16 protein-coding genes are annotated in these 18,837 nt (G+C 59.0%); 9 read left to right on the top strand and 7 right to left on the bottom strand.

Annotated features, from left to right (window positions below):
* Window positions 1-10 precede the first annotated feature (10 nt).
* The 3 genes from KL786_RS04205 to KL786_RS04195 form a co-directional block, all read right to left on the bottom strand.
* Window positions 11-457: an NUDIX hydrolase gene (locus KL786_RS04205; protein WP_215516854.1), complete on the bottom strand. Its 447-nt coding sequence runs from the start codon at window positions 455-457 to the stop codon at window positions 11-13.
* Between the two features lie 523 nt (window positions 458-980).
* A complete protein-coding gene (locus tag KL786_RS04200) occupies window positions 981-1,382 on the bottom strand; it encodes a carbohydrate-binding module family 20 domain-containing protein (protein ID WP_215516853.1) in 402 nt (133 codons plus the stop codon).
* A gap of 179 nt (window positions 1,383-1,561) precedes the next feature.
* On the bottom strand, window positions 1,562-3,787 hold the full coding sequence (locus KL786_RS04195; protein WP_215516852.1) for an NADP-dependent isocitrate dehydrogenase: 2,226 nt from the start codon (window positions 3,785-3,787) through the stop codon (window positions 1,562-1,564).
* A 495-nt stretch (window positions 3,788-4,282) separates the two neighbouring features.
* On the opposite strand from KL786_RS04195, the gene icd reads away from it, so the two are divergent.
* Window positions 4,283-5,539, top strand: a complete 1,257-nt coding sequence (gene icd, locus KL786_RS04190; RefSeq protein WP_169993185.1) for an NADP-dependent isocitrate dehydrogenase — start codon at window positions 4,283-4,285, stop codon at window positions 5,537-5,539.
* A gap of 79 nt (window positions 5,540-5,618) precedes the next feature.
* Here the strand turns inward: icd and cspD are convergent, their stop codons facing one another.
* Window positions 5,619-5,918, bottom strand: coding sequence for a cold shock domain-containing protein CspD (gene cspD / locus KL786_RS29830; RefSeq protein WP_215516851.1), 300 nt, complete (start codon window positions 5,916-5,918; stop codon window positions 5,619-5,621).
* Between the two features lie 224 nt (window positions 5,919-6,142).
* On the opposite strand from cspD, the gene clpS reads away from it, so the two are divergent.
* A complete protein-coding gene (gene clpS, locus KL786_RS04180; protein WP_029293391.1) occupies window positions 6,143-6,511 on the top strand; it encodes an ATP-dependent Clp protease adapter ClpS in 369 nt (122 codons plus the stop codon).
* A gap of 29 nt (window positions 6,512-6,540) precedes the next feature.
* Window positions 6,541-8,811, top strand: coding sequence for an ATP-dependent Clp protease ATP-binding subunit ClpA (gene clpA / locus KL786_RS04175; RefSeq protein WP_032857364.1), 2,271 nt, complete (start codon window positions 6,541-6,543; stop codon window positions 8,809-8,811).
* Window positions 8,812-9,013: 202 nt separating this feature from the next.
* Here clpA and infA read toward each other — a convergent pair whose 3' ends face one another.
* From infA to aat, 3 genes are all read right to left on the bottom strand, one after another.
* Window positions 9,014-9,232: a translation initiation factor IF-1 gene (infA, locus tag KL786_RS04170; RefSeq protein WP_002553999.1), complete on the bottom strand. Its 219-nt coding sequence runs from the start codon at window positions 9,230-9,232 to the stop codon at window positions 9,014-9,016.
* Between the two features lie 100 nt (window positions 9,233-9,332).
* Complete coding sequence (locus KL786_RS04165) at window positions 9,333-10,040, bottom strand: arginyltransferase (protein WP_032857359.1); 708 nt, start codon at window positions 10,038-10,040, stop codon at window positions 9,333-9,335.
* A 55-nt stretch (window positions 10,041-10,095) separates the two neighbouring features.
* The gene (aat, locus tag KL786_RS04160) at window positions 10,096-10,776 is read right to left on the bottom strand and encodes a leucyl/phenylalanyl-tRNA--protein transferase (protein WP_215516850.1); all 681 of its coding nucleotides are present in this window, start codon (window positions 10,774-10,776) and stop codon (window positions 10,096-10,098) included.
* A gap of 515 nt (window positions 10,777-11,291) precedes the next feature.
* Here aat and KL786_RS04155 point away from each other — a divergent pair.
* The 6 genes from KL786_RS04155 to cysG are packed head-to-tail and all read left to right on the top strand — an operon-like array spanning window position 11,292 to window position 18,780.
* Window positions 11,292-13,700: a DNA translocase FtsK gene (locus tag KL786_RS04155; protein WP_215516849.1), complete on the top strand. Its 2,409-nt coding sequence runs from the start codon at window positions 11,292-11,294 to the stop codon at window positions 13,698-13,700.
* A 57-nt stretch (window positions 13,701-13,757) separates the two neighbouring features.
* Complete coding sequence (gene lolA, locus KL786_RS04150; RefSeq protein ID WP_215516848.1) at window positions 13,758-14,381, top strand: outer membrane lipoprotein periplasmic chaperone LolA; 624 nt, start codon at window positions 13,758-13,760, stop codon at window positions 14,379-14,381.
* A gap of 10 nt (window positions 14,382-14,391) precedes the next feature.
* The gene (locus tag KL786_RS04145; protein WP_215516847.1) at window positions 14,392-15,717 is read left to right on the top strand and encodes a replication-associated recombination protein A; all 1,326 of its coding nucleotides are present in this window, start codon (window positions 14,392-14,394) and stop codon (window positions 15,715-15,717) included.
* A complete protein-coding gene (gene crcB / locus KL786_RS04140; RefSeq protein WP_215516846.1) occupies window positions 15,714-16,088 on the top strand; it encodes a fluoride efflux transporter CrcB in 375 nt (124 codons plus the stop codon). Before KL786_RS04145 ends, crcB begins: the two co-directional genes overlap by 4 nt.
* A 16-nt stretch (window positions 16,089-16,104) precedes the next feature.
* Window positions 16,105-17,385, top strand: a complete 1,281-nt coding sequence (gene serS, locus KL786_RS04135; RefSeq protein ID WP_032857349.1) for a serine--tRNA ligase — start codon at window positions 16,105-16,107, stop codon at window positions 17,383-17,385.
* A complete protein-coding gene (gene cysG, locus KL786_RS04130; protein WP_032857348.1) occupies window positions 17,386-18,780 on the top strand; it encodes a siroheme synthase CysG in 1,395 nt (464 codons plus the stop codon). It abuts the gene before it with no gap.
* Window positions 18,781-18,837: the final 57 nt, after the last annotated feature.

The following is an 18,837-nucleotide window of genomic DNA, read 5'->3' as shown; positions in this document are numbered from 1 at the left end:
GCCCGCAAGGCTAAAGAGAAGGGCGGATCAATTCGAGACTGTGGCAGTGACCGGCCAGATAATCATCGATACAGCGGATAATCAGCTCGCTGCGCCAGTCGTCGCGCACGGCCATCAGTTCGTCACGGGTCAGCCAGCGGGCGCGCACGATGCCTTCGTCCAGTTGATAGTCCGGGTGGTGTTGCAGGGCCTTGGCGATAAAGCACACGCGCTGGTAGGTCACCCCATTGCTTGGGGCCGTGTACAGGTAAATGCCGACAATGCCAGTGGCTTCGACGTCCCAGCCGGTTTCTTCGAGGGTTTCACGTACGGCGGCTTCGGTCAGGGTTTCGTGTGGGTCGAGATGGCCGGCGGGCTGGTTGAGCACGGCGCGGCCACCCTTGAGCTCTTCGACCATCAGGAAGCGGCCGTTGTCTTCGACGATGGTGGCGACGGTGATGTGGGGTTGCCAGGTCATTTGAAAACCTTGATTCAGGGTGTGACACGGTCAGTGTGGGAGCGGGCTTGCTCGCGAATACGGTCGTTCAGCCAATATGCCTGCTGACTGACACGGCGCTTTCGCGAGCAAGCCCGCTCCCACATTTTGATTGGGTTTCTTCAGTGAGGCTGCATAAGCAATCTGCATGGTGTGCCTGACATTATGTGATTTTACCGGAGCCAGGCCGGGGCGCAGGTTACCTCTTCAGAACAGTCGTTATTGAAGAGTGTCATGAATCCGGTTGCCCGCAAAAGCTACGAGGTGCGTCTGGCATCGCGGCTGCCTATTGCCTTTATTATGCTCTGGCGTGTCTTTGCGCGTGTTTATGTTGGTATGGCTGGGGAGCGTGAGAGGCAGGAGGTTTTGCTGGCATGGGTCAAGGTGGCGTGCATGTTCCGATGTCCTGGCTGTCGAGCTCAAGTAGAGGATGGGCTGGAGGCCTTGGTATAAGCCGCGGCGCACGGAATACGGCGTTGTTTAAGTCACTGGAAATGCGTGCTGGTCAGAATGTGCCGACTGCTTGCGGCTCTGGAGAGAAGGCAAATGTTACCTGATTGTCAGGGTCTGGCTGCCATTGTGGTTTTTCCAGTGGGTCTTTTTCATTGCGGATGATGCATTTCCATTCCAGCGTGTCACCGGGTTTAGCATTTTTGAACAGTACTCTGCCAGACCAGGTTGGGTGGCCAGGGTTTTTGAGTAATACGGCTTTGGATGGATCCCAATTTCCCAGCTCTGGGCGTGATCCGCTAATAAACACGCTGTATCCCGGTTTGGTGTTGCCGTTATGACAGGTAAAGCTTACGTTGAGGAAATACTCAATCTGTACGTTCTGGCCGGCGTTGGCTGCGGACAGTATCGCAAGTAAGAGAGCGCTCAGAGGCAATAGATAACGAATGCGCAGCATTTGATTGTCTCCTGCCCTTAAGTCATTGAGTACGGCAGCAGAATGCTCTTCGGAGGGCTGGAAGTAACCTGTTAGAACTTACAGTTCATTAGAGTCTTTCGCGATAGTTCTTCTGTTGTGAGCGCCGGAAAACACAAACCCCGGCACTTGTCCGGGGCTTGTGATGTTCCTTTGCGAACTTACTTCAACTTGGCAATCGCTGCGTTAAGCGTGCTGCTCGGACGCATGGCCTTGCTAGTCAGCTCAGGATTCGGCGCGTAGTAGCCGCCGATGTCCACTGGCTTGCCCTGTACGGCGTTGAGTTCGGCAACGATGGTTGCTTCGTTCTCGGCCAGGGTTTTTGCCAGTTGAGCGAACTGCGCCTGCAGCGCGGTATCTTCAGTCTGGGCGGCCAGGGCTTGTGCCCAGTACAGCGCCAGGTAGAAGTGGCTGCCGCGGTTGTCGATGTTGCCGACTTTGCGCGATGGCGACTTGTTGTTGTCGAGGAACTGGCCGGTGGCCTGGTCCAGGGTCTTGGACAGTACCAGGGCTTTCGGGTTGTTGTAGTTCACACCCAAATGCTCAAGGGAGGCGGCCAGGGCCAGGAACTCGCCCAGGGAGTCCCAGCGCAGGAAGTTTTCTTCCAGCAACTGCTGCACGTGTTTTGGCGCCGAACCGCCAGCGCCGGTTTCGAACAGGCCGCCACCGTTCATCAGCGGTACGATCGACAGCATCTTGGCGCTGGTGCCCAGTTCCATGATCGGGAACAGGTCAGTCAGGTAGTCGCGCAGTACGTTGCCGGTCACCGAGATGGTGTCCAGGCCCTTGCGGGTGCGTTCCAGGGTGAACTTCATCGCGTCGACCGGCGACATGATGCGGATGTCCAGGCCTTCGGTGTTGTGGTCTTTCAGGTAGGCCTGAACTTTCTCGACCACGACGCCGTCATGGGCGCGCAGCGGGTCCAGCCAGAAGATGGCCGGTGTGCCGCTGGCGCGGGCGCGATTGACGGCCAGTTTGACCCAGTCCTGGATCGGCGCGTCTTTGGTCTGGCACATGCGGAAGATATCGCCGGCTTCAACCGACTGTTCCATCAGCAGGTTGCCCTTGCTGTCGGTGACGCGGACTACGCCGTCAGCCTTGATCTGGAAGGTCTTGTCGTGGGAGCCGTACTCTTCGGCTTTCTTCGCCATCAGGCCAACGTTTGGCACGCTGCCCATGGTGGTTGGGTCGAAGGCACCATTGGCCTTGCAGTCTTCAATGACCGCCTGGTAGATGGTGGCGTAGCAGCGATCCGGGATCACGGCCTTGGTGTCGTGCAGTTGGCCGTCGGTGCCCCACATCTTGCCGGAGTCACGGATCATGGCTGGCATCGAGGCGTCGACGATGACGTCGCTCGGCACGTGCAGGTTGGTGATGCCTTTGTCGGAGTTGACCATCGCAAGCGATGGGCGAACGGCGTACACCGCCTGGATGTCAGCTTCGATCTGCGCTTGCTGATCGCTAGGCAGGGCCTTGATGCGAGCGTACAGGTCGCCGATGCCGTTGTTCAGGTTGAAGCCGATCTGTTCCAGCACGGTGGCGTGCTTGGCCAAGGCGTCTTTATAGAACTCGGCAACGATCTGGCCGAACATGATCGGGTCGGAGACCTTCATCATGGTGGCTTTGAGGTGAACCGACAGCAGTACGCCCTGTTTCTTGGCGTCTTCGATTTCGGCGGCAATGAACGCGCGCAGGGCGTTCTTGCTCAGCACGGCGCTGTCGAGGATCTCGCCGGCCTGTGCGGTGGTCTTTTCTTTCAGGACGGTGGTGGTGCCGTCCTTGCCGACCAGTTCGATTTTGACCGCGTCAGCGGCTTCGATCTGTACGGCTTTTTCACTGCCGTAGAAGTCGCCATTGCTCATGTGCGCAATGTGGGACTTGGAGTCGGCAGCCCAGGCGCCCATTTTGTGCGGGTGCTTGCGCGCGTAGTTCTTGACCGACAGGGGAGCGCGGCGGTCGGAGTTGCCTTCGCGCAGGACCGGGTTCACGGCGCTGCCCTTGACCTTGTCGTAACGTGCACGGGTTTCTTTTTCCGCGTCGGTGGTTACGGTTTCCGGGTAGTCCGGCAGGGCGTAGCCCTGGGCTTGCAGTTCCTTGATCGCGGCTTGCAGCTGCGGGGTCGAGGCGCTGATGTTAGGCAGCTTGATGATGTTGGCTTCGGGGGTTACGGCCAGGGCGCCCAGTTCGGCGAGGTGGTCCGCAACGGCCTTGTTGCCCAGTTGCTCGGGGAAGCTTGCGAGGATGCGCCCTGCGAGGGAGATATCGCGGGTTTCCACTTCAATATCAGCGGAAGCGGTGAAGGCCTCTACGATAGGCAGCAGTGAATAGGTGGCGAGGGCCGGGGCTTCGTCGGTGAAGGTATAGATGATCTTCGAGCGGGTGGGCATATTCGGATTAACTCTCTTCTTTGCTAAAAGCGTGCGCGGAAACTCGAGATGCGCCGGGTAAAGCGCGTTCGTTCAAAGTCATCCATGAGCCGAATGTCGATGTTTCTTCGCGGTGATGTTGGGTTGCATCAGTCGAGCGTCAAGCGGGTGGGCTACGGTGGCAGCCCGGCTTTTTCAGGCGCAGGTGCTCGATATAGAGCGGTCGGCCGTCGTGACTCTTTGGTCAGCGGCGGCATTATACATAGGTCGCTATGCTTACGCCGAGCCTTCATACAAAAGGTGGCTCGTCCATTGGTCTAAAGGTCGCAGGGACCTGATTGCGCCTAAAGTCGCACGTAGTGCTCAAGTTTGGCGTTTTTCCCTTTTGTTTCAAGGTTGTAGGCGACTAAATCTACGGTTTTCGCCGCAAATGTGCCGGGTGCAAGGTTCCAGTCCACATTCAACTGGAGTAGGCTCGGACACAGCCAGATGTTCAATCCACAAACGGAGTTCAGCATGGGATACAAGAAGATTCAGGTTCCGGCAGTCGGCGACAAAATCACCGTCAACGCAGACCATTCTCTCAATGTTCCTGATAACCCGATCATTCCCTTCATCGAAGGTGACGGTATTGGCGTCGACATCAGCCCTGTGATGATCAAGGTGGTCGATGCAGCTGTTAACAAGGCTTACGGCGGCAAGCGCAAAATCTCCTGGATGGAGGTGTATGCCGGCGAGAAGGCGACTCAAGTTTACGACCAGGACACCTGGCTGCCCCAGGAAACCCTGGACGCGGTCAAGGACTACGTGGTTTCCATCAAGGGTCCGCTGACCACGCCGGTCGGTGGCGGCATCCGCTCGCTGAACGTGGCGCTGCGCCAGCAACTGGACCTGTATGTGTGCCTGCGCCCGGTGCGCTGGTTCGAAGGTGTACCAAGCCCGGTCAAGAAACCAGGCGATGTGGACATGACCATCTTCCGTGAAAACTCCGAGGATATTTACGCCGGTATCGAGTGGAAAGCCGGCTCGCCGGAAGCGATCAAGGTCATCAAGTTCCTGAAAGAAGAAATGGGCGTCACCAAGATTCGTTTCGACCAGGATTGCGGGATTGGCGTCAAGCCGGTTTCCAAGGAGGGCACCAAGCGCCTGGCGCGCAAGGCCCTGCAATATGTAGTGGATAACGACCGCGAGTCGCTGACCATCGTCCACAAGGGCAACATCATGAAGTTCACCGAAGGTGCCTTCAAGGAATGGGCCTATGAAGTGGCGGCCGAAGAGTTCGGCGCGACCCTGCTTGATGGTGGGCCGTGGATGCAGTTCAAGAACCCGCGCACCGGCCGCAATGTGGTGGTCAAGGACGCGATTGCCGACGCCATGCTCCAGCAGATCCTGCTGCGCCCGGCCGAATACGATGTGATCGCCACCCTGAACCTCAACGGTGACTATCTCTCCGACGCCCTGGCGGCAGAAGTGGGCGGTATCGGTATTGCGCCGGGCGCCAACCTGTCTGACACCGTGGCAATGTTTGAAGCTACCCACGGGACGGCTCCCAAGTATGCCGGCAAGGACCAGGTCAACCCGGGTTCGCTGATTCTGTCGGCTGAGATGATGTTGCGCCACATGGGCTGGACCGAGGCGGCAGACCTGATCATCAAGGGCACCAATGGGGCGATTTCGGCCAAGACCGTCACCTATGATTTCGAGCGGTTGATGGACGGCGCCAAACTGGTGTCGTCGTCGGGCTTTGGGGATGCGTTGATTTCGCACATGTAAGCCGAAGGCTATAAGAAAACGGCCATCCTGACTGCTCGGGATGGCCGTTTTTTATGCAGGGTATCTACTCAGTGGCTGATCAGGCCGTTTGCTTCTTTTTGGAATGAGCGGATTTATCTGCCTTGTCGTGCTTGTCTTCGTGGGGGTTTCCAGGGGCAGCCGCACTTGCTGCGCTGATTTTGACAGCGTGCAGGCCCTTGGGTCCCTGGATGATTTCAAAGGACACAGGTTGGCCTGCTTTCAGCGTTTTGTACCCCTCCATGGTAATCGCTGAGTAATGCGCAAACAGGTCTTCATCCTTGCCGTCTTCATTAATGAAGCCGTACCCCTTGGTATTGTTGAACCATTTGACCTTGCCGTTGATCTTGACGCCAGACATACCCATATCCCTCTGCACCAGACTCCATCACTGGAGTATCATCCAGTTTATCCGTCCTAACCCGAATAAATAAGGTTGACTGCGCGGACCTTTTTTACCCACTGTGGGTTCTATTGGTTGTATCACCGTTTTGCCGATAGTCAAGTTGACCAGTCGGTCGGAGTTGAATTTCTGACAGGTCGCCCCCACCACTGTAAATGCACAACTGACGAACCTTTCTTTCCATGCATGCATTCAGCCAGATTCGACTAACATTCAATCAGGATCGCCCGGATCATCTAGAAGACGATGACGGTTCTGCAGGCATCGCTGTTCAAGAGGCCAAGCCTGCTTTACAGGCGCCGCCGATGTACAAGGTGGTTTTGTTCAATGATGACTACACGCCGATGGATTTCGTCGTCGAAGTACTCGAGGTGTTTTTTAATCTGAACCGCGAGTTGGCGACCAAGGTAATGCTGGCCGTTCACACAGAAGGACGGGCAGTATGTGGAGTGTTTACCCGCGACATCGCCGAGACCAAGGCCATGCAGGTCAACCAGTACGCCAGGGAAAGCCAGCATCCGCTACTCTGTGAAATCGAGAAGGACGGTTAACTCCGACCACTTGGGTATGAGGTGAAGCTATGTTAAACCGCGAGCTCGAAGTCACCCTTAATCTTGCCTTCAAGGAGGCTCGTTCGAAGCGTCATGAATTCATGACCGTCGAACACCTGCTGCTGGCACTTTTGGATAACGAAGCTGCCGCCACCGTTCTGCGTGCGTGCGGCGCCAACCTCGACAAGCTCAAGCATGATCTGCAGGAGTTTATCGACTCCACCACGCCGCTGATCCCCGTGCATGACGAGGACCGTGAGACCCAGCCAACCCTGGGCTTCCAGCGGGTATTGCAGCGTGCTGTCTTCCACGTGCAGAGCTCCGGCAAGCGTGAAGTCACGGGCGCCAATGTGCTTGTGGCAATCTTCAGCGAACAGGAAAGCCAGGCAGTGTTCTTGCTCAAGCAGCAGAGCGTTGCCCGTATTGATGTCGTCAACTACATCGCCCACGGCATCTCCAAGGTGCCTGGGCACGGCGATCACTCCGAGGGTGAGCAGGATATGCAGGACGACGAGGGCGGTGAGTCTTCTTCTTCAAGCAACCCGCTGGATGCCTATGCCAGCAACCTCAATGAACTGGCGCGCCAGGGGCGGATCGATCCGCTGGTTGGGCGCGAGATGGAAGTTGAGCGTGTGGCGCAGATCCTGGCCCGTCGGCGCAAGAACAACCCGCTGTTGGTGGGCGAGGCGGGCGTGGGTAAAACCGCGATTGCCGAAGGCCTGGCCAAGCGTATTGTTGATAACCAGGTGCCGGACCTGTTGGCCAACAGCGTCGTCTACTCCCTTGACCTGGGGGCGCTGCTCGCCGGGACCAAGTACCGTGGCGACTTTGAGAAGCGTTTCAAGGCGTTGCTTGGCGAGCTGAAAAAGCGCCCGCAGGCGATCCTGTTCATTGATGAAATCCATACCATCATCGGCGCCGGTGCGGCTTCCGGTGGGGTAATGGATGCTTCCAACCTGCTCAAGCCACTGCTGTCTTCGGGCGATATCCGTTGCATCGGCTCGACCACGTTCCAGGAGTTTCGCGGGATCTTCGAAAAAGACCGTGCCCTGGCGCGTCGCTTCCAGAAGGTCGATGTGTCCGAGCCTTCGGTCGAAGACACCATCGGTATCCTGCGTGGGCTGAAAGGGCGTTTCGAGGCGCACCACGGCATCGAATACAGTGATGAGGCGCTGCGTGCGGCCGCTGAGCTGGCGTCGCGCTACATCAATGACCGGCACATGCCGGACAAAGCCATTGATGTGATCGACGAAGCAGGGGCCTACCAGCGCCTGCAGCCGGTAGAGAAACGTGTGAAGCGCATCGAAGTGCCGCAGGTCGAGGATATCGTGGCGAAAATCGCGCGAATTCCGCCAAAACACGTCACCAGTTCCGACAAGGAGCTGCTGCGTAACCTGGAGCGCGACCTCAAGCTGACGGTATTTGGCCAGGATGCGGCGATTGACTCGCTGTCGACAGCGATCAAGTTGTCCCGGGCCGGCCTCAAGTCGCCGGACAAACCTGTGGGTTCGTTCCTGTTTGCCGGGCCTACCGGCGTCGGCAAGACCGAGGCTGCGCGGCAGTTGGCCAAGGCCATGGGTATCGAGCTGGTGCGGTTCGACATGTCCGAATACATGGAGCGGCACACCGTGTCGCGCCTGATCGGTGCGCCTCCGGGCTATGTCGGCTTCGACCAGGGCGGCCTGTTGACTGAGGCGATCACCAAGCAACCGCATTGTGTGTTGCTGCTCGACGAAATCGAAAAGGCTCACCCGGAAGTCTTCAACCTGCTGCTGCAGGTCATGGATCACGGGACCCTGACCGACAACAACGGGCGCAAGGCGGATTTCCGCAACGTCATCGTGATCATGACCACCAACGCCGGTGCCGAGACGGCCGCGCGGGCTTCCATTGGCTTTACTCATCAGGATCACTCTTCCGACGCCATGGAAGTGATCAAGAAGAGCTTCACGCCGGAATTCCGTAACCGCCTGGACACCATCATCCAGTTTGGTCGCCTCAGCCATGAGGTGATCAAGAGCGTGGTGGACAAGTTCCTTACCGAGCTTCAGGCGCAGTTGGAAGACAAGCGCGTGCAGTTGGAAGTGACGGAAGCGGCACGCAGCTGGATCGCCGAGGGTGGCTACGACGCGGCAATGGGCGCCCGCCCAATGGCGCGCCTGATCCAGGACAAGATCAAGCGACCGTTGGCCGAAGAGATCCTGTTTGGCGAGCTCTCCGATCATGGTGGCGTGGTGCATATCGACCTGAAGGATGGCGAGCTGACCTTCGAGTTCGAGACCACGGCCGAAATGGCCTGACCGATAGCTGCAATAAAGCAAAGGCGCCGAAAGGCGCCTTTTTTGCTGTCTTGAAAACGATGAGGATCAAATGTGGGAGCGGGCTTGCTCGCGAATGCGGAGTGTCAGTCAACAGATTTACTGGCTGATCCACCGCATTCGCGAGCAAGCCCGCTCCCACACAAAAACGCCCGGCATAACCGGGCGTTTTGTATTGACTTGTTTAGCGAGCGCGGTAAGTGATGCGCCCTTTGCTCAAGTCATAGGGCGTCAGCTCGACGCGCACTTTGTCACCGGTAAGAATACGAATGTAGTTCTTGCGCATCTTGCCGGAGATATGCGCGGTTACGACGTGCCCATTTTCCAACTCCACGCGAAACATGGTGTTGGGCAGGGTGTCGACGACAGTGCCTTCCATTTCGAAGCTGTCTTCTTTCGACATGCAGTAAAGCCCTCGGTATCCAGTGAATGGCCCGGTGCAACTGCGCCAGGCAAAAGCGGCGTGCATTGTGCCCGAAAAAGGGTGTTCAAGCCAAGGGGTTCTAGTTAAGCGTGACCCATCTTTGATTAATCAGCAGTTCAATGGGCCGATATTGGGTCTTGTAGCTCATCTTTTTGCAGTTTTTGATCCAGTACCCGAGGTACACCGCTTCCAGTTTTTGCCTGGATGCTTCACCAATCTGCCAGAGAATGGCAAAGCGCCCGAGGCTGCGACGCTCTTCGGCGGGCTCGTAGAAGGTGTAGACCGCCGATAGGCCGTTGGGCAGCAGGTCGGTGACCGCGACAGCCAGCAGCCTTCCTTCAAGCCGGAACTCGTAAAAGCGCGAGAACGGCAGATCCCGCACCAGGAACGTGGAAAACTGGTCACGACTGGGTGGGAACATGTCGCCGTCGGCGTGGCGTTGTTCAATGTAGCGCTGGTAAAGATCGAAGTACTCTTCACTGAAGCCTGGCTTGGCGGGGGTCACGATCAGGTCGGCATTGCGCTTGAGGATGCGTTTCTGATTGCGGTCTGCAAGAAACTGTTCCACCGGTATGCGCGCCGGCACGCAGGCGTTGCAGTTCTGGCAGTGCGGCCGGTACAGGTGGTCGCCACTGCGCCGAAAGCCCATCTCTGACAGATCGGCATACACATGCACGTCCATCGGCTGGCTGGGGTCGAGGAACAGCGTAGTGGCCTGTTCGTCGGGCAGGTAGCTGCAAGAGTGGGGTTGAGTGGCATAAAACTTCAAGCGCGCCAACTCGGTCATGATCAACCCTCGGATAAGCTTTGAAATAAGTGTAAGCCAGGTGCGCGCAAGTCGCCTAAGAAACCCACGGCCCGCTGCTGGCTTGATCAAGATGGTTGCGCAGGTAGCCGGCAAAGTCGCTGCGGGGAATGGCGCGGGCGCCGAGGCTGTGCAGATGATCGGTGGGCATCTGGCAGTCGATCAGCACAAAACCCCAGGCCTGCAGTTGCCTGACGAGCGTGGCGAAGCCGTATTTCGAGGCATTGTCTGCGCGACTGAACATAGACTCACCAAAAAACAACTGGCCCATGGCCAGGCCATACAGGCCGCCGACCAGCTCACCTTGGTCCCACACCTCGACGGAGTGGGCATAACCGCGCTGGTGCAGTTGCAAGTAAGCGTTCTGCATGGCGTCAGTGATCCAGGTGCCGTCTGCATAGCTGCGAGGCGCCGCACAGGCCTGGATAACGGCGGCGAAGTCCTGGTCGAAGGTCACCTCGTAGCGTTGCTGGCGCAGCAGCTTGGCGAGGCTGCGGGATACGTGCAGCTCTGCGGGGAACAGTACCGTGCGTGGGTCGGGCGACCACCACAGGATCGGCTGACCTTCCGAAAACCAGGGGAAGCAGCCGTGGCGATAAGCCTGGATCAGCCGGTCGGCAGACAGATCGCCGCCGGCGGCGAGCAGGCCGTTGGGCTCACGCATGGCTTTGGTCAGGGGTGGAAATGTCAGGGTGTTACGTTGCAACCAGGTCAGCATGGGATTCAGGCTTACAAGAAGGGGAGGGCGGTGGCAGGCCAAGCCCGCCGCGATAGGCTGTGATTGATTATTGTCGACGAAGCGCTTCCCGGCTACCCCGATCACGCAATCGGTGGGCCGATGGGTAAGTGGGTGTTTCTGCAACTTGGCCCTGTCAACGTGGTCGTAAGCGAGTCCGTCGGGCGGGTGATGGGTGGTGAACCTTGGTAAAGCTTGTCCAGTCTGATAAATACAGCTCATAAGCCTTTGTCAGCAAAGACAATGCATGCTCAAATTGAAGAATCTGCGAACAGCTTGTGCAAGCAGGCTCGCAAGCGTGGCAACAGGCACGCAAACCCGTACAATAAGCGGGCTGGATGCCGGTTTTCAGCGGTTATGGCCACTTCATGAATCCGTTACAGAGTGTTAAAAGAAGATTTGACAACACTCGTTCATTTTTCAACTGTCCGGATTGGCCAGTATTTTTATAGTCATTCAACTGTTGGACGCGCTTAAGGCGCAGGAAAAGACCCGTTTTGAAGAAATCCGCCGCAGCACCCAAAACAGCAGTGGTACCGGCCTGGCGCCAGCACCTGCATTATCGGCTCAAGGAAGGCGCGCTGATTGCCATCGGTGCTTTATGCCTGTTCCTGATGATGGCCTTGCTGACCTATGGCAAGGACGATCCGGGCTGGAGTCATAACAGCAAGATCGACGATGTGCAGAACTTCGGTGGGCCTGTGGGCTCCTACAGCGCCGATATCCTGTTCATGATCCTCGGCTATTTCGCCTATATCTTCCCGCTGTTGCTGGCGATCAAGACCTGGCAGATCTTCCGCCAGCGCCATGAGCCGTGGCAGTGGAGTGGTTGGCTGTTCTCCTGGCGCCTGATCGGCCTGGTGTTCCTGGTGTTGTCGGGTGCGGCGTTGGCACATATTCACTTCCACGCGCCGACCGGCCTGCCGGCGGGTGCGGGCGGAGCCCTGGGTGAAAGCCTGGGTGACCTGGCCCGCAGGACCCTGAATATCCAGGGCAGTACGCTGATGTTCATCGCCCTGTTCCTGTTTGGCCTGACGGTATTCACCGACTTGTCCTGGTTCAAGGTCATGGACGTGACCGGCAAGATTACCCTCGACCTGTTCGAACTGTTCCAGGGCGCTGCCAACCGCTGGTGGGCAGCCCGTGTGGACCGCAAGCGCATGGTGGCGCAATTGCGTGAAGTCGATACCCGGGTCAATGATGTCGTGGCTCCAAGCACCCCGGATCGCCGTGAGCAGGCCAAGGTCAAGGAGCGCCTGATCGAACGCGAGCAGGCCCTGACCAAGCACATGTCCGATCGCGAGAAACAAGTGCCGCCGGTTATCGCCCCGGCGCCAATCAAGACGCCCGAGCCAAGCCATCGCGTGCAGAAAGAGAAGCAGGCGCCGCTGTTTATCGACAGCGCCGTCGAAGGCACCTTGCCGCCGATCTCGATCCTTGACCCGGCTGAAAAGAAACAACTCAACTATTCCCCGGAGTCCCTGGCGGCGGTTGGCCATCTGCTGGAAATCAAACTCAAGGAGTTTGGCGTCGAGGTCACGGTGGATTCGATCCACCCTGGCCCAGTGATTACCCGTTACGAAATCCAGCCAGCCGCTGGCGTCAAGGTCAGCCGTATTTCCAACCTGGCAAAAGACCTGGCGCGCTCCCTGGCCGTGACCAGCGTGCGTGTGGTGGAAGTAATCCCTGGCAAAACCACCGTGGGTATCGAAATTCCCAACGAAGACCGCCAGATCGTGCGCTTCTCCGAAGTGCTGTCGACCCCGGAATACGACAACTTCAAGTCGCCGGTAACCCTGGCCCTGGGCCACGACATTGGCGGCAAGCCGGTGATCACGGACCTGGCGAAAATGCCTCACCTGCTGGTGGCCGGTACCACCGGCTCCGGTAAGTCGGTAGGTGTGAACGCGATGATCCTGTCGATCCTGTTCAAGTCCGGCCCGGAAGACGCCAAGCTGATCATGATCGACCCGAAGATGCTGGAACTGTCGATCTACGAAGGCATTCCGCACCTGCTGTGCCCGGTCGTGACCGATATGAAGGATGCGGCCAACGCCCTGCGCTGGAGCGTTGCCGAGATGGAGCGGCGCTACAAGCTGATGGCGAAGATGGGCGTGCGTAACCTGTCCGGCTTCAACGCCAAGGTCAAGGAAGCCCAGGACGCCGGCACACCGCTGGCCGACCCGCTGTACAAGCGCGAAAGCATTCACGATGAAGCGCCGCTGCTGACCAAGCTGCCGACCATCGTCGTGGTGGTCGACGAATTTGCCGACATGATGATGATCGTCGGCAAGAAGGTCGAAGAGCTGATCGCGCGTATTGCCCAGAAAGCCCGTGCGGCCGGGATCCACTTGATCCTTGCGACCCAGCGGCCATCGGTGGATGTGATCACCGGCCTGATCAAGGCCAACATCCCGACCCGTATGGCGTTCCAGGTGTCGAGCAAGATCGACTCGCGGACCATTATCGACCAGGGCGGTGCCGAGCAACTGCTGGGCCATGGTGACATGCTCTACATGCCGCCCGGCACCAGCCTGCCGATCCGGGTGCACGGTGCATTTGTTTCCGATGATGAAGTGCATCGGGTGGTGGAAGCCTGGAAACTGCGCGGCGCGCCTGAATACAACGACGACATCCTCAATGGTGTCGAAGAGGCCGGCAGCGGCTTTGAAAATGGCGGCGGTAGTGGTGATGACGATGCTGAAACCGACGCCTTGTACGACGAAGCCGTGCAGTTCGTCCTGGAAAGCCGCCGCGCCTCGATCTCTGCGGTGCAGCGTAAACTGAAGATCGGCTACAACCGCGCCGCACGTATGATCGAATCCATGGAAATGGCCGGCGTCGTCACGGCAATGAACACCAACGGCTCTCGCGAAGTAATCGCGCCAGGGCCGATGCGCGACTGACCTCGTGCCGCGTGGCAGCACGCGGCGCGCCTTTCACATCATTCTATGAGGACTCCCATGCGTCTTATCCGCATGCTGTTGTTGCCAGCCTTGGCCCTGACTGCGTTTTCGGCCCACGCTGACCAGGCATCCGTTGCGAGCCTGACCAACCTGCTGGACAAATCCAAGACCCTGACCGCGCGCTTCTCCCAGTTGACCATGGACGGCGGCGGCACGCAGTTGCAGGAAACGGCCGGTGAAATGGCTGTGCAGCGCCCAGGCCTGTTCTTCTGGAAAACCGACGCGCCCAACGAGCAGACCATCGTCTCCGATGGCAAGAAAGTCACGCTGTGGGACCCGGACCTGGAGCAGGCGACCATCAAGACCCTTGACCCACGTCTGAGTCAGACCCCGGCCTTGTTACTGTCCGGTGATGTGTCGCAGATCAGCGAGAGTTTCGAGATCACGTCCAAGCAACAAAGCAACGTGATCGATTTCATCCTCAAGCCCAAGTCCAAGGACACACTGTTCGACAGCCTGCGCCTGTCGTTTCGCAACGGTGTGATCAACGATATGCAACTGATCGACAGTGTTGGCCAGCGCACCAATATCCTGTTCGCCGGGGTCAAGGCCAATGAGTCGGTCCCAGCCTCCATGTTCAAGTTCGACATCCCCAAGGGTGCCGATGTGATCCAGGAGTAAATCGCTGCCCATGGACCTGTTTCGCAGTGACCCGATTGCCCAGCCTCTGGCCGCGCGTTTGCGCTCGACCAACCTGGATGAGTATGTCGGGCAAGAGCACTTGCTGGCCCGCGGCAAGCCCCTGCGCGAAGCTCTGGAGCAGGGAGCCCTGCACTCGATGATTTTCTGGGGGCCGCCGGGCGTGGGCAAGACCACCCTGGCGCGGCTGCTGGCGAAAGTCTCGGACGCACACTTTGAAACAGTCTCGGCCGTGTTGGCCGGGGTCAAGGAGATCCGCCAGGCGGTGGAAGTCGCCAAGCAGCAGGCCGGGCAGTACGGCCGGCGCTCCATCCTGTTTGTCGACGAAGTGCATCGCTTCAACAAGTCGCAGCAGGATGCATTCCTGCCCTATGTGGAAGACGGCACGCTGATTTTTATTGGCGCCACCACTGAAAACCCCTCGTTTGAATTGAACAACGCCTTGCTCTCGCGGGCGCGGGTGTATGTGCTCAAGAGCCTCGATGAAGCCGCGATGCAGAAGCTGTTGCAGCGAGCGCTGGGCGAGGACAAGGGGTTGGGCAAGCGCCATCTGAGCCTGGGGGAGGAGGGTTTCAAGATCCTGCTGGCGGCGGCTGACGGTGACGGTCGACGTTTCCTCAACCTGCTGGAAAACGCCTCTGACCTGGCTGAAGACAACAGTGAGATTGGCGTCGACCTGCTGCAAAGCCTGCTGGGCGATACCCGGCGGCGCTTCGACAAGGGAGGCGAGGCCTTCTACGATCAGATTTCGGCACTGCACAAATCCGTGCGCGGTTCCAACCCGGACGGCGCGTTGTATTGGTTTGCGCGCATGATCGACGGTGGCTGCGACCCGCTGTACCTGGCCCGGCGTGTGGTGCGCATGGCCAGCGAGGACATCGGCAACGCCGATCCCCGCGCCCTGAGCCTGTGCCTGGCGGCCTGGGAAGTCCAGGAGCGCCTCGGCAGCCCGGAAGGCGAGTTGGCGGTGGCGCAGGCCATCACCTATCTGGCCTGCGCGCCGAAAAGCAATGCGGTGTACATGGGCTTCAAGTCGGCGCTGCGTGCTGCGGCTGAGCATGGCTCATTGGAAGTCCCGCTGCACCTGCGTAACGCGCCGACCAAACTGATGAAACAGTTGGGTTATGGCGACGAATACCGCTACGCCCACGACGAGCCGGATGCCTATGCGGCCGGCGAAGACTATTTTCCCGATGATCTGGAGCCGCAACCGTTCTATCAGCCGGTGCCCCGTGGCCTGGAACTGAAGATCGGCGAGAAGCTCAATCACCTCGCGCAACTGGACCGCTTGAGCCCGAAACAGCGGAGAAAGCCATGATTCCCTTGGTGATCGCAGTCTCCGTAGGCGGTGTGGCCGGTACCCTATTGCGCTTTGCCACCGGCAATTGGATTAGCGCCAATTGGCCGAAACACTTCTATACCGCGACGCTGGCCGTTAATATCGTGGGCTGCCTGCTGATCGGCGTGTTGTACGGCCTGTTTCTGTTACGCCCGGAGGTGCCTGTTGAAGTGCGCGCCGGGTTGATGGTGGGCTTCCTTGGCGGCCTGACCACTTTTTCATCCTTTTCACTGGATACCGTGCGCCTGCTGGAAAGCGGGCAAGTGCTGCTGGCATTAGGCTATGTGGCCATCAGTGTATTCGGCGGGCTGCTCGCCACCTGGGCCGGCCTGTCCTTGACCAAACTTTGATAAACGAGAGACCGACATGCTCGATTCCAAACTGTTACGTAGCAACCTTCAGGACGTAGCGGACCGCCTGGCATCCCGTGGCTTTGCCTTGGATGTTGCGCGCATCGAAGCGCTGGAAGAACAGCGCAAGACCGTCCAGACCCGCACCGAAGCACTGCAGGCTGAACGCAATGCGCGCTCCAAATCCATCGGTCAGGCCAAGCAGCGTGGTGAAGACATCGCGCCGCTGATGGCGGATGTCGAGCGCATGGGCAGCGAGCTGTCTGACGGCAAGGTCGAACTGGATAAGATTCAGTCAGAGCTGGACTCGATCCTGCTGGGTATCCCCAACCTGCCGCACGAATCCGTGCCGGTCGGCGCCGATGAAGACGGTAACGTCGAAGTCCGCCGTTGGGGCACGCCAAAAGCCTTTGATTTCGAGATCAAGGACCACGTTGCCCTGGGCGAATTGACCGGTGGCCTGGATTTTGAAACCGCCGCCAAAATGTCCGGCGCGCGCTTTGCCTTGCTGCGCGGCCCGATCGCGCGCATGCACCGTGCCCTGGCGCAGTTCATGCTCAACCTGCACACCGGCGAACACGGTTACGAGGAGGCTTACACCCCGTACCTGGTGCAGGCTCCGGCGCTGATGGGCACCAGCCAGTTGCCGAAGTTCGAGGAAGACCTGTTCAAGATCAGCCGTGATGGCGAAGCCGATCTGTACCTGATCCCGACCGCCGAAGTGTCGCTGACCAACATCGTGGCCGGCGAGATCCTTGACGCCAAGCAACTGCCGATCAAGTTCGTCGCCCACAGCCCGTGCTTTCGCAGCGAAGCCGGCGCATCGGGCCGTGACACCCGTGGCATGATCCGCCAACACCAGTTCGACAAGGTCGAGATGGTGCAGGTTGTCGAGCCGTCGACCTCCATGGAAGCCCTGGAAGGCCTGACCGCCAACGCCGAGCGCGTCCTGCAATTGCTGGAGCTGCCGTACCGCGTATTGGCGCTGTGCACCGGCGACATGGGGTTCAGCGCGGTGAAGACCTACGACCTGGAAGTGTGGGTACCGAGCCAGGACAAATACCGCGAGATTTCCTCGTGCTCCAACTGCGGTGATTTCCAGGCCCGCCGCATGCAGGCGCGTTTCCGTAACCCGGAAACTGGCAAGCCGGAACTGGTCCACACCCTCAACGGCTCGGGCCTGGCTGTAGGCCGGACCCTGGTCGCAGTGCTGGAAAACTACCAGCAGGCTGACGGTTCGATCCGCGTACCTGAAGTGCTCAAGCCGTACATGGCGGGCGTTGAGGTCATCGGCTAAATGGAATTTCTGCCGCTGTTCCATAACCTGCGCGGCAGTCGTGTGTTGGTCGTCGGTGGCGGGGAGATTGCCTTGCGCAAATCCCGGCTGCTGGCCGATGCCGGCGCGTTGTTGCGGGTGGTTGCTCCCCTGATCGAAGACCAGTTGCGTGAACTGGTACAGGGCAGTGGCGGTGAGCTTATTGTGCGTGGTTACCAGGAGGCGGACCTTGATGGCTGCACCCTGATCATCGCGGCAACCGACGACGAGCCGCTGAACGCGCAAGTGTCCAGCGATGCTCGGCGCCGCTGTGTGCCGGTCAATGTGGTGGACGCGCCGGCCTTGTGCAGCGTGATCTTCCCGGCGATTGTCGATCGCTCGCCCTTGGTGATTGCGGTATCCAGTGGTGGTGACGCGCCGGTGCTGGCACGGCTGATTCGCGCCAAACTGGAAACCTGGATTCCGTCCACTTATGGTCAATTGGCCGGACTGGCCGCACGTTTTCGCGCGCAGGTCAAAAATCTGTATCCCGATGTGCAGCAGCGCCGGGCCTTCTGGGAAGACGTTTTCCAGGGCCCGATCGCTGATCGGCAACTGGCAGGGCAAGGCGATGAGGCCGAGCGTTTGCTGGTGGAGAAGGTCAATGGCAAGCCGCCCCATGCGCCGGGTGAAGTGTATCTGGTGGGCGCAGGTCCCGGTGATCCGGACCTCCTGACCTTTCGCGCGCTGCGCTTGATGCAGCAAGCTGACGTGGTGCTGTATGACCGCCTGGTGGCGCCAGCGATTCTTGAGTTGTGCCGTCGCGACGCCGAGCGGGTGTATGTCGGCAAGCGCCGCGCCGATCATGCGGTGCCGCAAGACCAGATCAACCAGCAACTGGTGAAACTGGCCAAGCAGGGCAAGCGCGTACTGCGCCTCAAGGGCGGCGATCCATTTATTTTTGGTCGCGGCGGCGAAGAGATCGAGGAGCTGGCGGCCAATGGCATCCCGTTCCAGGTGGTGCCGGGGATTACGGCAGCCAGTGGCTGTGCGGCGTATGCCGGTATTCCCCTGACCCATCGTGACTATGCGCAATCGGTACGCTTCATCACCGGGCACCTGAAAGACGGCACCTCGGATTTGCCCTGGAATGACCTGGTCGGGCCGTCGCAGACCCTGGTGTTCTACATGGGCTTGATTGGCTTGCCGATCATCTGCGAGCAACTGATCCGCCATGGCCGTTCGGCAGACACCCCGGCTGCGTTGATCCAGCAAGGCACCACGTCCAACCAGCGCGTGTTTACTGGCACCCTGGCTGACCTGCCACGCCTGGTGGCGGAGCATGAAGTGCATGCGCCGACGCTGGTGATCGTAGGAGAAGTGGTGGTGTTGCGTGAGAAGCTGAAGTGGTTCGAAGGTGCTCAGTCCCAGGTGTGAAACCTGCACTCACATCAATTGTAGGAGCGAGCTTGCTCGCGAGAAACTCAAGGGCGC

It is taken from the genome of Pseudomonas sp. TAE6080 (assembly GCF_018732265.1).
GTDB classification, from domain to species: Bacteria; Pseudomonadota; Gammaproteobacteria; order Pseudomonadales; family Pseudomonadaceae; genus Aquipseudomonas; species Aquipseudomonas brenneri.
The sequence above is the reverse complement of the archived record's forward strand: the minus strand, read 5'-3'. Positions and strand labels throughout refer to the sequence as shown.

Excerpts from the sequence above, each read along its gene's own strand:
- KL786_RS04200 (WP_215516853.1), bottom strand. The coding sequence starts at position 1,382 with ATGCTGCGCATTCGTTATCTATTGCCTCTGAGCGCTCTCTTACTTGCG.
- infA (WP_002553999.1), bottom strand. The coding sequence starts at position 9,232 with ATGTCGAAAGAAGACAGCTTCGAAATGGAAGGCACTGTCGTCGACACC.
- KL786_RS04165 (WP_032857359.1), bottom strand. The coding sequence starts at position 10,040 with ATGACCGAGTTGGCGCGCTTGAAGTTTTATGCCACTCAACCCCACTCT.
- clpS (WP_029293391.1), top strand. The coding sequence starts at position 6,143 with ATGCATGCATTCAGCCAGATTCGACTAACATTCAATCAGGATCGCCCG.
- crcB (WP_215516846.1), top strand. The coding sequence starts at position 15,714 with ATGATTCCCTTGGTGATCGCAGTCTCCGTAGGCGGTGTGGCCGGTACC.
- KL786_RS04195 (WP_215516852.1), bottom strand. The coding sequence starts at position 3,787 with ATGCCCACCCGCTCGAAGATCATCTATACCTTCACCGACGAAGCCCCG.
- clpA (WP_032857364.1), top strand. The coding sequence starts at position 6,541 with ATGTTAAACCGCGAGCTCGAAGTCACCCTTAATCTTGCCTTCAAGGAG.
- cspD (WP_215516851.1), bottom strand. The coding sequence starts at position 5,918 with ATGTCTGGCGTCAAGATCAACGGCAAGGTCAAATGGTTCAACAATACC.
- KL786_RS04205 (WP_215516854.1), bottom strand. The coding sequence starts at position 457 with ATGACCTGGCAACCCCACATCACCGTCGCCACCATCGTCGAAGACAAC.
- aat (WP_215516850.1), bottom strand. The coding sequence starts at position 10,776 with ATGCTGACCTGGTTGCAACGTAACACCCTGACATTTCCACCCCTGACC.
- KL786_RS04145 (WP_215516847.1), top strand. The coding sequence starts at position 14,392 with ATGGACCTGTTTCGCAGTGACCCGATTGCCCAGCCTCTGGCCGCGCGT.
- lolA (WP_215516848.1), top strand. The coding sequence starts at position 13,758 with ATGCGTCTTATCCGCATGCTGTTGTTGCCAGCCTTGGCCCTGACTGCG.
- cysG (WP_032857348.1), top strand. The coding sequence starts at position 17,386 with ATGGAATTTCTGCCGCTGTTCCATAACCTGCGCGGCAGTCGTGTGTTG.
- serS (WP_032857349.1), top strand. The coding sequence starts at position 16,105 with ATGCTCGATTCCAAACTGTTACGTAGCAACCTTCAGGACGTAGCGGAC.
- icd (WP_169993185.1), top strand. The coding sequence starts at position 4,283 with ATGGGATACAAGAAGATTCAGGTTCCGGCAGTCGGCGACAAAATCACC.